Origin of the sequence: Arthrobacter sp. 1088 (genome assembly GCF_031455315.1) — a bacterium.
GTDB lineage: Bacteria > Actinomycetota > Actinomycetes > Actinomycetales > Micrococcaceae > Arthrobacter.
The window spans coordinates 583,287-598,119 of sequence record NZ_JAVDSM010000001.1; the positions used below are offsets into that span (position 1 = coordinate 583,287).

Below are 14,833 nucleotides of genomic sequence, written 5' to 3' on the forward strand. Positions count from 1 at the left end.
CCAGTACTTTATGCACAGGCCAGTCCCGTAATGACGGGCTGGTCATCAGTTGCAACCCCTACCAGTTATAGCCCCCGGAACCCAGGTAAGAGGCCGCACTCATGACCCAGCCCGAACACGATCCCTTTGGCTTCGTAGGCCTGACCTACGACGACGTCCTGCTCCTGCCCGGGCACACCGACGTCATCCCCTCGGACGCGGACACGTCCTCCCGCATTTCCAAGCGGATTACGGTGCAGACGCCGTTGCTGTCTGCTGCCATGGACACCGTCACGGAGTCCCGTATGGCCATCGCGATGGCCCGCCAGGGCGGCCTGGGCGTAGTGCACCGCAACCTGTCCATCGATGACCAGGCTGAGCACGTTGACCGCGTCAAGCGCAGCGAGTCCGGCATGATCACCAACCCGCTGACCATTGGCCCGCAGGCAACGCTGCAGGAACTGGACGAGCTGTGTTCCCGCTACCGCGTCTCCGGCCTTCCCGTAGTGGACACTGACGGGCGCCTGCTGGGCATCGTGACCAACCGCGACACCCGGTTCATTCCCGAATCTGAATTCCCGCTGCGCAGCGTCAGCGATGCCATGACAAAGATGCCGCTCATCACCGGCCATGTGGGCATCAGCCGCGAGGAAGCCTCGCACAAGCTGGCCACCAACAAGATCGAGAAGCTCCCTCTCGTTGACGAGCAGGGCCGCCTCAAGGGCCTCATCACCACCAAGGACTTCACCAAGGCAGAGCAGTACCCGCTGGCCACCAAGGACGACGAAGGCCGCCTGCGCGTAGGTGCCGCCATCGGCTTCTTCGGTGATGGCTGGGAGCGCGCCATGAAGCTCATCGACGCCGGTGTGGACGCCCTGTTCGTGGATACGGCCAATGGCCACTCCCAGGGCGTGCTGGACATGATCCGTCGCCTGAAGTCGGATCCGATCGCTGCCCACGTGGACATCATTGGCGGCCAGGCAGCCACCCGCGAAGGTGCCCAGGCACTGATCGACGCCGGTGCCGACGGCATCAAGGTAGGCGTTGGTCCGGGCTCCATCTGCACCACCCGTGTTGTTGCCGGTGTCGGCGTTCCCCAGATCACGGCCATCTACGAATCCGCGAAGGCTGCCATTCCGGCGGGCGTGCCGCTGATTGCCGACGGCGGCCTCCAGTACTCGGGTGACATCGGCAAGGCGCTGGTCGCCGGTGCCGACACCGTCATGCTCGGCTCACTGCTGGCTGGTTGTGAAGAGTCTCCCGGCGAGCTTATCTTCGTCAACGGCAAGCAGTTCAAGAGCTACCGCGGCATGGGCTCCCTGGGCGCCATGCAGTCGCGTGGAAAGAACACGTCCTACTCCAAGGACCGCTATTTCCAGGCCGACGTTTCCGGCGATGACAAGCTCATCCCGGAAGGCATCGAAGGCCGCGTCGCGTTCCGTGGTCCGCTGGCATCCGTGGCCTACCAGCTGGTGGGCGGCCTCCGCCAGACCATGTTCTACACCGGCGCCCCCACCATTGCCGAGCTCAAGGCACGCGGCAAGTTCGTCCGGATTACGCCTGCCGGCCTGAAGGAATCGCACCCGCACGATATCCAGATGACCGTAGAGGCGCCGAACTACGGTTCCCGCTAACCATCATCAGTTCCTCCCGGCTGTTCCCTGTGGATGCTTCCATGGGGAACAGCTGTTTAAGGGCCGCAACGGAAATGTCCGTGGGTAGGAATAGGCTGGGGACATGTCCGAAAAGCCCGCACAACCGCGGCACCCGGAGTCAGTCCGGCTGAATTCAGGCACAGCGCCCCGCAAGCTTGCCCTCCGGCCGTACGCACGCGCCGTCGGGCAGGTCCTGAAGGTCAGTTTCAAGGCATCACCTGTTGCAGTCATCATGAAAGTGGCCGGGTCCCTGATTTCGGCCACGCTGCCGCTGGTCACCACCTACTTCGCCGCGTTGACCACCACCGCGTTGGCCGCCGGTTACGCGGGAGATCCCGACGCCGGTCCGCGGGCGGTACTGTACGTCATCATTACTGCGGCGCTCGGGCTGTTCTGGGGCGCCTTCAGCAGCGTGGACCGGTACATCCAGCAGCTGATGAGCTTCAAAGTGGGGGCAATCGTTGGCGACATGATGTATGAGCGCTTTCTGGCGCTGGAGTTCTGGCGCTACGACGACAAAGAAACGGTGGACCTCTACGATCGCGCCAAGCGGTTCTCCGATTCCTACGCCCGGGTCCTGGACAGGATCGCGGCCATCTTTACGCAATTGGTTTCAGTCATCCTGGCAGTCGGTGCGCTGTTGTTGGTCAGTTGGTGGATCGCCGTCATTGTCCTCATTGCAATCGTCCCGAGCGTCTACCTGCAGTTCAAACTCTCGAGAGAGCAAATAGCCCACTGGAATACCCAGGTGGATTCCCGGCGGCAACGGCGCATGATCGAGACGAACCTCCTGCGTCCCCAGCACATTGCCGAGATGCGGCTTTACGGGATCGTGGGCTATCTGATGGACCTGCGGTCCCGGCTTCGGGACGCTGACGAGCGCAGGCGACTGGACTTCCAGAAGCGCTACATCCCCAAGCAACTCGCAGCGGACGCCCTGCAGTATGGTGCCGAAGTTGTGTCCTTGATCTGGGTGGTGGGACAAATCATCGCCAGGGCCCAGCCGGTAGGGCAGTTCCTCTACATCCAGCAGATCGTCAGCCGGGCTCTATCCACCGCCAACAACCTGGTCTCCTCACTGAGTTCCATCGACGAAGACCTTGCCAACCTCAAAGACTACGAGCTTTTCATGGCGCTTCCTGTGCCCAGCGGCCACGAGCCTCCCCTGGTGAAGTCGCCTTCCGTAGTGGAAATGCGGGACATCCGATTCAGCTATACGGGGAGTGACATTGAGGTTATCAAGGGCATATCCCTGACCATCAGGGCGGGCCAGCACATTGCCATAGTTGGTGAGAACGGCGCAGGAAAGTCCACGCTGATCCGGATCCTGGCTGGCCTGTACCGGCCGGATTCAGGCCAAGTACTGCTCGACGGCGTCGATCTCACCGGTATCGACGTGACCAGTTGGCACCGGCACCTCGCGGTCCTTAGCCAGGAGTTCCTGAAGTATGAATTCGCAACCGCGGCGGAGAACATCTACCTGGGCGATGTCGATCAACCGCGGGACGAGCAACGCATCCGAAGGGCAGCATCGGACGCCGAGGCCATGGAGTTCATCAACAAACTGCCCAATGGCCTGGAAAACCATGTGAGTAATTGGATGGAGGATCCCCGCGGACGCAAGGGGAGTGGCCTCTCCGGCGGGCAATGGCAGCGACTGGCCATGGCCCGGAACTTCTACCGGGATGCCTCCTTCATGGTCATGGACGAACCAACGTCGGCCATTGATGCTTTGGCTGAGCACCGGATCTTCACACGCCTTTTCGCGGACCGGAACAGCACCATCATTGCCATCAGCCACCGGCTGGCCACCATCGAAAAGGCGGACGTTGTGTACATGCTCGAGGACGGTCGCATTGCCGAACAGGGGACCCACAAGGAGCTTGTGGCGTTGAGGGGCCGCTACTTCCGGATGTTCGAATCCCAGCTCACAGTGGAAGAGACCAGCCAGAACACCCCGTAGGAGCAAGTTGGAACAAAACGGTGGCTTGGTCTTGGTGGGATAAACTCGAGCAGTGACTTATGAGATTGAGATTGGCCGTGGCAAGCGTGGGCGTCGTGCCTACTCCCTGGATGACATCGCGATCGTTCCGAATCGTCGGACGCGTGACCCGAAGGACGTCTCTGTCTCCTGGCAGATCGACGCCTATAAGTTCGATATGCCGGTGATTGCCGCCCCCATGGACTCTGTGATGTCGCCGGACACGGCCATTGCCTTGGGCCGTTTGGGTGGTCTTGGCGTCCTGGACCTTGAAGGCCTCTGGACCCGGTACGAAAACCCACAGAAGGTGCTCGACGAGATCGCCGGCCTGGCCAATGAAACCAGCAGCCCGGCCGTCACCCGCCGGATGCAGGACCTGTACCAGGCGCCCATCCAGCCGGAGCTCATCAGCTCCCGCCTCGCCGAGATCCGCGCCGCAGGCGTCACTGTTGCCGGTTCCTTGACCCCGCAGCGGACACAGGAACACTACAAGACCGTGGTGGCCGCCGGCGTCGATATTTTCGTCATTCGTGGAACCACCGTCTCCGCGGAGCACGTGTCCAAGAATCATGAGCCGCTGAACCTTAAGCAGTTCATCTACGAACTCGATGTCCCTGTGATCGTTGGTGGAGCGGCTGGTTACACACCGGCCCTGCACCTCATGCGCACGGGTGCCGCCGGCGTCCTCGTTGGCTTCGGTGGAGGTGCTACCACCACCACGCGCCGTGCGCTGGGCATTCATTCGCCCATGGCATCGGCTATCTCAGATGTCACTGCGGCCCGCCGTGACTACATGGATGAGTCCGGTGGGCGTTATGTCCATGTCATTGCCGACGGCGGCATGGGCAGGTCGGGCGACATCGTCAAGGCCATCGCGATGGGAGCGGATGCCGTAATGCTGGGCAGCGCCCTGGCACGCGCCGAAGAAGCTCCGGGCCGCGGCTGGCATTGGGGTCCGGAGGCGCACCACCTCGAATCGCCCCGCGGCGACCGCGTCAACGTTGGCACGGTCGGATCCCTGGAGGAAGTCCTCTTCGGGCCGGGGCACCACACCGATGGCACGTCCAACCTCATTGGCGCACTGCGCCGGTCCATGGCGACCACAGGATATTCCGACCTCAAGGAGTTCCAGCGCGTGGACGTCGTAGTATCCCCTTACGCGGGCAACTAAGACTTCTGCCAATCGGGACTTCTGCCAATCGGACCGGGCAACAAGTAGGGTAGGGGACTACCAGCTGTTGCGTTTGAGGAGGGGTCCGATGAGCAATGTCGCAGGCGGTCCGCAAGTGAATTCTCCGGGAGCATTAAGCCCGGAATCCCGTGCGGCGTCCATTGAAGTCCTGAAAGCCACTGCCGAAGCCGGCAAACAGCTGGACATCCTGATTGTCGGCGGAGGCGTGGTGGGGGCTGGAGCAGCCCTGGATGCGGTGACGCGCGGCCTTACAGTCGGCATCGTCGAGGCGCGGGATTGGGCCTCAGGGACATCCTCGCGCTCGTCCAAGCTCATCCATGGTGGCCTCCGGTACCTTGAAATGCTTGATTTCGGACTGGTCCAGGAGGCCCTGCAGGAACGCGGGTTGCTGATCCAGCAGATCGCACCCCACCTTGTCCGCCCTGTCCCTTTCCTCTACCCGCTGACCCGGAGGTTCTGGGAGCGCCCCTATGTGGGCGCGGGCATCATGCTTTACGACACCCTGGGCCTCACGTCCGGGCACAGCCGCGGGGTTCCGATGCACAAGCATCTTTTCAGGCGCGGCACCCTGAGGGCGGCTCCGAGCTTGAAAGACGATGCTTTCGTTGGTTCCATCCGCTACTACGATGCCCAGGTGGATGACGCCCGTTTGGTGGTCAATGTTGTCCGGACCGCAGCGCATTATGGTGCCCATGCTGTGAACAGGGTGCGCGTAGTGGACTTCCTCCGGGAAGGCGAACGCGTGGTGGGCGCCAAGCTTGAAAACCAGGAAGACGGGAGCGTCTTCGAGGTGCGTGCCAAGCAGGTAGTCAATGCCACGGGAGTCTGGACGGACGAAACCCAGGCCATGGTTACGGACCGCGGACAGCTCAAAGTCAGGGCATCCAAGGGCATCCACCTGGTGGTGCCGCGGGACAGGTTCCAGTCCACCGTTGGGCTGATACTTCGCACGGAGAAGTCAGTGCTCTTCGTGATCCCCTGGGGCCGCCACTGGATCATCGGGACTACGGACACGGATTGGAAACTGGACAAGGCGCACCCGGCCGCGTCCAGCAAGGACATTGACTACGTCCTGGAGCACGTCAACAAGGTCCTGAAGCGGCCCCTCACCCGTGAGGACGTGGAAGGCGTTTACGCCGGACTCCGCCCGCTTCTCGCAGGCGAAAACGACTCCACCGCCAAACTCTCCCGCGAACATGTCGTGGCTCATCCTGTGCCGGGCCTGGTGGTGGTGGCCGGGGGCAAGTTCACCACCTACCGTGTCATGGCCAAAGATGCTGTTGATGAGGCCACACGCGCCATGGATGAACGCGTTCCCTCCAGCTGCACGGAAACGATCCCGTTGCTCGGTGCCGAGGGGTTCAAAGCCGCATGGAACCGCCGCGCCCGCTCCGCGGAAGAGGCCGGCGTCCACGTTGCGCGCGTGGAACACCTGCTCAACCGCTATGGGTCCATGGCCTCGGAAGTGCTGGATCTCATCGCTGGGCAACCCGAACTGCGGGAACCGCTTCCCGGGGCCGACGATTACCTTGCCGCGGAGGTTGTCTACGCCACCACCCATGAGGGTGCCCGTCATGTTCACGACGTTTTGACGCGCCGCACCCGGATCTCGATCGAAGCGTGGGACCGGGGTGTGTCAGCAGTGCCTGTAGTGGCTAAGCTGATGGGAGAAATCCTTGGCTGGAGCGACACACAGCGGGAAAGCGAAATCAAGCATTATCTGGCCAGGGTGGAAGCTGAACGGCTTAGCCAGCAACAACCCGACGACGAATCAGCTGACGCCGCGCGCATGGGAGTCGATGACATCGTTCCCCTTCGCTGAGCAACACAGGACCTGCGGCCGGGAGGCCACACTGGAGGGAACACAACTTGGCTGAACCACTTGACCGGTATGACGCGGAACTGACTACGCCGGACACCGTCATCCTGGAACTTGTTGCCGAGGACAAAATCGACGCAGCGGCTCAACTCGCGGAACGGCTTCACGCGGCTGGCCGGATTTCCAACCTCCAGGGCTTCCTGGAGCAGGTCCATTCCAGGGAACACCAACTGGCTACCGGGCTTCCCGGTGGCATTGGACTGCCACATGCGCGGAGTGAATTCGTAGACCGGATCTCCATCGCCGTAGGCGTCACAAAGTTCGGCCATGCCCTGGATTTTGGTGCCGCCGATGGCCCCGCCACGCTGATCCTCCTCATTGCCACGCCGGCCAGTTCCTTCTCGGATCATTTGGAAGTCCTGGCTACTTTGGCGCGTTCGCTCTCCAAAGAGTCATTCCGGGAGTCCCTGCGCCGGGCACACGATACCGAGGTTATTTCCGAACTCATCAACTCCAGCCTGGTGTTCTTCGACCATTGAGAACGGCGCCCACGGACCAGTTCCAGGGCTAAGGTCCCTACCGTTCGTTTCGTTGTTCTACAGCCGGACGAAGTACGGTTAAGGGGTGTTGAAAACCGCGCTGAAACCCCGCTGGATCGCAGGACTCGTCTTTGCGCTTCTCTTGTCCGCGGTGTTTGTGCTGCTCAGCCAGTGGCAGCTCAGCAGGTCCACCCAGCACGAAGCTCCCGTTTCGTCCAGCATTGAAGATGTCAAGCCCTTGGTGGACGTCCTGCAGCCGGGGCAGTTTTTCCCCGGTTCTGCTTCGGACCAGATGGTCAGCGCCACCGGATCTTACGATCCTGCCAAGCAGGTCCTGGTTGAGGGCCGCCTGTACAACGGCCAGAAGGGATTCTGGATTGTCTCGGCTTTCGCGGTGGACAATGCTCCCAAACTGAGCGGTGTGGCAGCCTCGCCCAACACCTGGATTCCAGTAGCCCGGGGTTGGGTGGCCGATGCCGCCCAGGCCGGTCCGCCGCCGTCGGGCACCATCACGCTGACCGGCCGCCTGCTGCCCTCTGAGGCGCCGGTGCCAAACGTCGACGCCGGTCCGGGCCGGGCGTCCGCAGTGGCAGTTGCCGAACTTATCAACATCTGGGACGTCTCCAGCTACCAGGGTTTCATTGCCGCAACGTCCGAAGCAGTTGGCGGTGTTCCCGTCGCCGCGGACGACGCGGTGAAGGCACTCAACATCCCAGCACAGCCGCCCGCCCAACAGATCAACTGGCTAAACCTCTTCTATTCCGTTGAGTGGGTGGTCTTCGCAGGATTCGCGCTGTACATCTGGTGGCGCATGGTGGCAGACGACTACCGTCGCGACCTCGAAGACGACGAGTTCGACGCAAACGACGACGGATTCGACGATGGATTCGACGATGACAGAGACCACCCCAATGAACCGTCAAGCCCTGAACCCCAGCAACCTGGGCCAGAACAAAAGGTGCAGCAATGATTGAGCCCAAGCCGGCCATCCAGCCCGAGCAGTCCGGACCCAAGCCGAAGAAGCGCAGGTTTGGCGGAACGGAAGCCCAAATCCATTCGGCACTGAAGTTCTACAAGGTCATGGCCTACCTGACCGGTGCCATGCTCCTGCTGCTCTGCGCGGAGCTGATTGCCCGTTACGGTTTCGGTGTATCGCTCTTTGCCGGTGGCACGGACGCCATCACGGGTAAGCCCTTTGGCTTCGGATTCGCCGAGTCTGAGCCCAAGGGCGTGATCGGTGGCTTCAATATCTCCACCACCGTATTGATCGTTCACGGCTGGATGTACGTGGTCTATCTGGTGTCCAACTTCCGCTTGTGGTCGCTCATGCGGTGGCCGTTCTCCAAGCTGGTCCTGCTGGCGTTGGGTGGTGTCGTACCGCTGATGTCGTTCATCGTGGAGAAGAAGTTCCACGCACAGGTTGAAGCGGAACTGGCAGCCAACCCGCAGGCGTCAAAGCGCTACTAGCCGCGGCAGCTCCAGCCACCGGGGCGTTAGGGTGTGAGATGCCTAACGACGAGCCCGTAATTGACCTCTTCGGGCCGCTGTCAACGTGCACGGGGGCCGCCCGGCAAAGTAGTCTTGGTTGGTGACTACTCCCACCGCACCCCAGACTTCCCAGAAGCCGGTGCTGGTTGTTGACTACGGTGCCCAGTACGCGCAGCTGATTGCACGCCGCGTCCGCGAAGCGAATGTGTATTCGGAAATTGTTCCGCATACCTTCACCACCGAGCAGCTTCTGGCCAAAAACCCGGCAGCCATCATCCTTTCCGGCGGACCTTCCAGCGTCTACGCAGAAGGTGCTCCGCGTGTTGGAGCGGACCTTTTTGAAGCCGGGGTGCCGGTTTTTGGTATCTGCTACGGCTTCCAGGCCATGGCCAACGCACTGGGCGGCAAGGTAGCCCAGACGGGCCTCCGGGAGTACGGCGCCACCGAAGCACTGGTGGTCGGCGATGCCCGCTCGATCCTTGATGGCGTGCCGTCTTCACAGAACACCTGGATGAGCCACGGCGACTCCGTCCATGAAGCTCCCGAGGGCTTCGAAGTGCTGGCCACCACGGCTGGCGCGCCGGTGGCCGCCTTCGCCAACGAGGAAAAGCGCCTCTACGGCGTGCAGTGGCACCCGGAGGTCAAGCACTCCGTGCACGGCCAGCACGTCCTGGAGAACTTCCTGTTCAAGGGCGCTGGCCTGAGCCCCAACTGGACCACAGGAAATATCCTCGAAGAGCAGGTGGAACGTATCCGCCAGCAGATCGGCGATTCCAAGGTCATCTGCGGTCTTTCCGGTGGTGTGGATTCGGCTGTAGCCGCAGCCCTGGTCCAGAGGGCAGTTGGAGACCAGCTGACCTGTGTCTTCGTGGATCACGGTCTCCTTCGCGAAGGCGAAGCAGAACAGGTTGAACGCGACTTCGTCGCTGCCACGGGCGTCAATCTGTATGTTGCCAACGAGCAAGAGCGCTTCCAGTCTGCATTGGCCGGAGTCAGCGATCCCGAGACCAAGCGCAAGATCATTGGCCGGGAATTCATCCGTGCCTTCGAAGAAGCGGAGCGGGCCATCATCGCCCAGGCAGCAGCCGAGGGCGAGAAGATCAAGTTCCTGGTCCAGGGCACGCTGTACCCGGACGTCGTCGAGTCCGGCGGCGGCGAGGGCGCTGCGAACATCAAGAGCCACCACAACGTGGGTGGGCTTCCCGAGGACCTGCAGTTCGAACTGGTCGAGCCGCTGCGCGCCCTGTTCAAGGACGAAGTCCGCGCGGTCGGCGCCCAGCTTGGCCTGCCTCAGGAAATCGTTGGCCGCCAGCCGTTCCCCGGCCCTGGCCTCGGTATCCGCATCGTCGGTGAAGTCACCAAAGAGCGCCTTGACCTGCTTCGCAAAGCTGACGCGATTGCCCGTGCCGAGCTGACCGCTGCCGGCCTGGACAACGATGTGTGGCAGATGCCGGTGGTTCTGCTGGCTGACGTACGCAGCGTCGGCGTCCAGGGCGATGGCCGCACCTACGGCCACCCGATCGTTCTCCGTCCGGTATCGTCCGAGGACGCAATGACGGCCGACTGGTCGCGTTTGCCGTACGACCTCCTGGCCCGCATCTCCAACCGCATTACCAACGAAGTGGATGGAGTTAACCGCGTGGTGCTGGACGTCACCAGCAAGCCGCCGGGAACCATCGAGTGGGAATAGCATTTTGAGTGGCCGGCCTCCCTTGGGAGGCCGGCCACTGTTCTTTCAGCTGTGAAATGACGGCGAATTTCGCATTGCCACAGTGTTGCGGAGCGGGCTGAAGGAGTATTCCCGCTACCCTCGAAAGTATGCCGGTATGGTCCAAGGCGTCTAAAGCTAGTACAGAAAAGAAGGCAGCAGTTGTGTCATTAGGTCAAGGCCAGGAAGAGGGCTCCGAAGAGCTCCGGAAATGGCTGTCCGGACTTAAGCCCGTTACCGGGGCGGACACGATGCTGCGTTTCGTGAAGACGCCCGAAGGCGCCATCGATCTCAGCAACGCACATCCCTCGGGCCTCGCACAGCTGCTGGCGGGGCGTAGAACGAGGTTGTCCACGCTTATCCGAGACAGGCAGCAATACCTGGTGGCGGCACGGGCCGCGCGCAACATCCGGTCCAAGATTTTTGAGCTCAGCAATGATCGCGGCATCGAGGCCGGGTACCTCTCTGCGGGCACGGTGGTGTGGACTTCGGCCGTAGGTGGCAAACCCCAGCGGGTTTCGGCCCCTGTCATGCTGACCTCCATTGTCCTGACCGTTCGCCCGGGCGAGGACGATTTCGAGCTGCAGCTCACCGAGCAGGCACGCATGAACCCGGCTTTGGTGCGCCACCTGAAGACCGTCCACGGCATCGTCTTCGACGTCAATGCAGTTGCCCGCATGGCCTACAACACTGCCAGGCTGGACCCCCAGCCGGTCCTGGACCGCCTGGCCACCCTGGTTCAGCCGATTCACGGCGCCGAGGTTGAATTCAACTTGCTCGTGACCACTTTGGCTGATCTTTCGGGAAACCTGGACGATCCGTGGATCAACATGAACAATCCCACCGTGGCGGCCCTGGCAACTGCCGCCAATGGTGGCGACGTCGAGCCTGAACCCATTAAAGCGGGGCGGTTCCCAAGCCTGGATGAACGTGATCCGGCGGACGAGCTCCTCCTGCTCGACGCGGACACTGACCAGCAGTACGTGGTGGACGCTGTTCGCGCAGGAGATTCGCTTGTTGTCAGCACCCCTCCAGGGAGCGGCCAGACGCAGACAGCCATCAATGCCATTGGCGCATTGGTCAGCGAAGGCAAATCCGTCCTCGTGGTGGGGGACCGGCAGTCCAGCCTGGCGGGACTTTCTGCGCACCTGGAAGCGCTGGGCCTGGATTCGATGTTGTTCCGTCCGGGCAACGGCACAACACCACAGCAGCTAAAGGGCCAGTTGGTCCGGGCCATCATGCGCAATGAAAAGGCACTGGAACCGCAGCTTGGGAACCTCCATCAGACGCTGGTCGGACACCGGCATGCCCTGATGGACCATGTCGCGTCGCTTCACAACGTCCGCGAACGCTGGGGCTGCTCGCCGTACCAGGCCATGCAATCGTTGGCCGAATTGACGTCCATCCACCCGGCGCCGTCCACCACGGTGCGCCTCAAGCGCAGTGTGCTGGATAACATCAAGGACCGCGAAGAACTGGCTGGCCGCTTGCGTCGCGCTGCCGAGCTGGGCAGCTTTAGCCGGGCTTCCACCTCCAGCCCCTGGTATGGTGCACGCCTCGTAACCCGCAAGGAGACAGAAGAGGCCCAACAGCTTGCCCGCATCGCCGAGGAGAAACTTCCCGTCCTGCGCGATCGCATGAAGCAGCTTTCGGATCACGCCGAGATCCGTTTGGCGGACACCTTCACGGAGTGGGGCGCTCAGCTTGAATTGCTGATTGCCGTGCGCGAAAGCCTGGACAAGTTCACTCCGGATATCTTCGATCGCCCGGTGCATGACCTCATCTCTGCAACTGCAAGCTCTGCGTGGCGACGCGAGCGCAACCTGGAGATGCCTTCAATGCAGCGTTCGAGGCTGCGGCGGGTGGCAAAAGAGTATGTGCGGCCCGGTGTTCACATCGCGGACCTTCACAGCTCCCTGGTCCTCGTCCAGGAGCAGCGTGCCCTGTGGGCAGGTTATGCCACCACGCAACGCCACCCGGCCGTGCCGTCCGGGCTCGCCGACCTCGGGTCCTTGTATCGCGAACTGGATGGCGAGCTTCGCCGCCTGGGTGAGGCACTCAAGCACACCTCTGCCGGTGGTTCGCTGCACCAGACACCGTACCTGGAACTGATGGAGCGGCTGGAACGGCTGGTAGCGGATACTGCCACGCTTGAAACACTCCCGGAGCGCACGCTGCTCATTGAGGAGATGCGCGAGCACGGCCTCGGCGAACTGCTCGCTGACCTTGCTGCCCGTGAAGTGCCGGCCGCTTCGGTGGCGGCCGAGCTGGACCTTGCCTGGTGGCAGTCTGCTTTGGAGGCAATGATCAGTGGTGACGACTACCTCGCCATGTCCGACGGCGACTCGCTCCGCCGCCTGGAAGCTGAGTACCGCCTTGCGGACCAAGCCCACATTGCCAGTGGTGCTGCGCGTTTGCGGTGGCAGTTGGCCCGGAAGTGGAGCGAGGGGATAGTTGAGCACCCCCGGCAGGCTGAGTTGCTTCGGGCCCTGCTCAAGGATGGTCGGGTTACGCTCCCGGCTCTGAGTGCCCAGGCTCCCGACCTCGTACCCATGCTTGTTCCGGTGTGGTCTGTAAGCCCCTACCTGTTGACGGGGGTTCTTCCCGCGGAGCAGAAGTTTGACGCGGTGATCGTCATCGACGCTGAATCGACCTCGCTCCAGGCCGTCCTTCCGGCGATTGCGCGAGCCCGGCAAGTCATAGCCTTCGGTGATGCGAAGATTGCGAATGCCCGCACCTTCAGCGTGGCCGTGGAACCTCCAGTGGCGGGAGTGGCCAGCCACGAGACCGTGGACAGCGCGTTCAAGGCCCTGGCACGCGTCCTGCCCACCTGGCAGCTGAACTGGGTCTACCGGGCGGTCGATGAGGACCTCATCCTGCAGTTGAGCAAGAACTACTACGACGGCGGCCTCCGGCGTTTGCCCGATGGCAGTTCGGTGACGGGCCTGGATCGTTCGATCCTGGTGGAGTACATCCCCGATGGAACCGGACTCCCGGGCGCCGACCATGAGGGCGTTGAGTCCGTTACGGCGGAGGTCAACCGGGTAGTGGACCTTGTCTTCGAGCACGCCAGGCTTCGGCCACGGACTTCCCTGGCTGTGGTCACGGCCAGCCTGCGCCATGCTGCGCGGATTGGCGAGGCAATCAGGCTTCAATTGCCCAACCACCCCTTGTTGTCCGCCTTCTTCGGTGCTGGCCCCGAGTCCTTCCGCGTGGTTGACCTTGAGCGAGCCCAAGGCCTGGTGCGTGACCATGTCATTTTCTCCCTCGGCTACGGCCGGACACCTCATGGCCGCGCCTTGCACTCGTTCGGACCCCTGTCGGCGGAGGGCGGACGAAACCGCTTTGCCTTGGCTATGACCCGCGCCCGCCGTTCCATGCACGTCCTGAGCTGCTTCCGCCCGGAAGATCTGGATCTGGATCGCCTGGCCCACGGGGCTGTGGACTTTTACGAACTGCTGGACCGTGAACTGTCCGGGAACAGCAACCTTGGAACTCCTGCCTCGCGCGCCGTTGCCAGCGAACAGGCCTTGGGGGAGGACCCCCTGGTTGCCGATCTCGGCGAGAGGTTGCGGGCCAGAGGTGCCCGCGTCTGGCACCTCTATGACGGTGTCCTGGACATTGCCGCCGCTGCCGATCCCGTCCACACCATTGGACGGGAGGGTGCCGAGATTCCCACCCCGGTGGCAATCGAGTCCGACGGCACGGAACGCTACCGGCGCATGAGCGTCCGCGAACGCAGCCGTCTGAGGCCCCAGCTGCTGGAACGCATGGGCTGGCGTTACATGTCCCTGTGGACCATCGAAGTGTTCACCGATCCCTCGTCGTGCGCGGATCGAATCGGATCCTATTTGGGACTTGAGAACCATGTTCCCCAGGCCGTACCCCAAGCGGAGCATGGCTTCCTGGACATGGATGTTGAACAATTGAATCTGGACAATGCGGCTTCCTCGTACGCAAGCTCCTCATACAGCAGTTCCCCGCACAGCAGTTCCTCCGCAAGCAGTTCCTCCTACAGCCGGGCTTCGCATCGGCAAAGCCCGGGAGGTGCCCAGTCATCGGTGGAATCCCAGCAGCCCGGGCAGGCAAGTGTGGAAAATCGCAGGGGGCCAGGTGGCGAACCGGGCAACGCAGAAGCCAGCACTCCAACCCCCAGTGATCCAGAGGATGGGACTGAAGCACCAGTGAAAGAACAGGGAACCGGCAACGACAGCGGCTCTGACGAACCGACCGCAGCTTTGGGCGCCGAAAACGCTGAAGAGTCCGCGGAGACAAAGACTCCTGCGGCGAAGCAAGCCTCCGGTGGCATCTTGCCCACCAAGGCCGCTGAAGACGACCCCCGCCGTTGGGGCGACGAAGGCAACTATGACCATGAGCAGTGGTTGAAAGAGCAGAAGCCACCGCATTGGGGCTGATTGCGTCATCGAATCCAGGCCCGGCAATAGAGATCGACCAAACGCTGGGATTGACCG

The 14,833-nt window shown here is 62.3% G+C and carries 9 protein-coding genes; all 9 read left to right on the plus strand.

Annotated elements, in window-relative coordinates:
* Positions 1 to 101: 101 nt before the first annotated feature.
* The 9 genes from guaB to J2Y41_RS02710 all read left to right on the plus strand — a co-directional run bounded on the left by guaB (position 102) and on the right by J2Y41_RS02710 (position 14,776).
* Positions 102 to 1,613 carry an IMP dehydrogenase gene (gene guaB, locus J2Y41_RS02670; protein WP_223933862.1) on the plus strand — a complete coding sequence of 504 codons (1,512 nt, stop codon included), beginning with the start codon at positions 102 to 104 and terminating at the stop codon, positions 1,611 to 1,613.
* A gap of 103 nt (positions 1,614 to 1,716) precedes the next feature.
* Positions 1,717 to 3,597 carry an ABC transporter ATP-binding protein gene (locus J2Y41_RS02675; RefSeq protein ID WP_309925892.1) on the plus strand — a complete coding sequence of 627 codons (1,881 nt, stop codon included), beginning with the start codon at positions 1,717 to 1,719 and terminating at the stop codon, positions 3,595 to 3,597.
* Positions 3,598 to 3,649: 52 nt separating this feature from the next.
* Entirely contained in the window at positions 3,650 to 4,786 is a 1,137-nt protein-coding gene (locus tag J2Y41_RS02680) for a GuaB3 family IMP dehydrogenase-related protein (RefSeq protein WP_224088261.1), read from the plus strand.
* 88 nt (positions 4,787 to 4,874) lie between these two features.
* Positions 4,875 to 6,629, plus strand: a complete 1,755-nt coding sequence (locus tag J2Y41_RS02685; protein WP_309925894.1) for a glycerol-3-phosphate dehydrogenase/oxidase — start codon at positions 4,875 to 4,877, stop codon at positions 6,627 to 6,629.
* Positions 6,630 to 6,676: 47 nt separating this feature from the next.
* Positions 6,677 to 7,165 carry a PTS sugar transporter subunit IIA gene (locus J2Y41_RS02690; RefSeq protein WP_224164951.1) on the plus strand — a complete coding sequence of 163 codons (489 nt, stop codon included), beginning with the start codon at positions 6,677 to 6,679 and terminating at the stop codon, positions 7,163 to 7,165.
* Positions 7,166 to 7,250: 85 nt separating this feature from the next.
* A complete protein-coding gene (locus J2Y41_RS02695; RefSeq protein ID WP_309925897.1) occupies positions 7,251 to 8,135 on the plus strand; it encodes an SURF1 family protein in 885 nt (294 codons plus the stop codon).
* Entirely contained in the window at positions 8,132 to 8,632 is a 501-nt protein-coding gene (locus tag J2Y41_RS02700) for a DUF3817 domain-containing protein (protein WP_309925899.1), read from the plus strand. Before J2Y41_RS02695 ends, J2Y41_RS02700 begins: the two co-directional genes overlap by 4 nt.
* A 121-nt stretch (positions 8,633 to 8,753) precedes the next feature.
* Entirely contained in the window at positions 8,754 to 10,343 is a 1,590-nt protein-coding gene (guaA, locus tag J2Y41_RS02705; RefSeq protein WP_224088257.1) for a glutamine-hydrolyzing GMP synthase, read from the plus strand.
* 128 nt (positions 10,344 to 10,471) lie between these two features.
* The gene (locus tag J2Y41_RS02710; protein WP_309925903.1) at positions 10,472 to 14,776 is read left to right on the plus strand and encodes a DUF4011 domain-containing protein; all 4,305 of its coding nucleotides are present in this window, start codon (positions 10,472 to 10,474) and stop codon (positions 14,774 to 14,776) included.
* Positions 14,777 to 14,833: the final 57 nt, after the last annotated feature.

Coding starts and splice junctions, on each gene's coding strand:
- J2Y41_RS02710 (WP_309925903.1), top strand. CDS start 10,472: ATGCCGGTATGGTCCAAGGCGTCTAAAGCTAGTACAGAAAAGAAGGCA.
- guaB (WP_223933862.1), top strand. CDS start 102: ATGACCCAGCCCGAACACGATCCCTTTGGCTTCGTAGGCCTGACCTAC.
- J2Y41_RS02675 (WP_309925892.1), top strand. CDS start 1,717: ATGTCCGAAAAGCCCGCACAACCGCGGCACCCGGAGTCAGTCCGGCTG.
- J2Y41_RS02685 (WP_309925894.1), top strand. CDS start 4,875: ATGAGCAATGTCGCAGGCGGTCCGCAAGTGAATTCTCCGGGAGCATTA.
- J2Y41_RS02700 (WP_309925899.1), top strand. CDS start 8,132: ATGATTGAGCCCAAGCCGGCCATCCAGCCCGAGCAGTCCGGACCCAAG.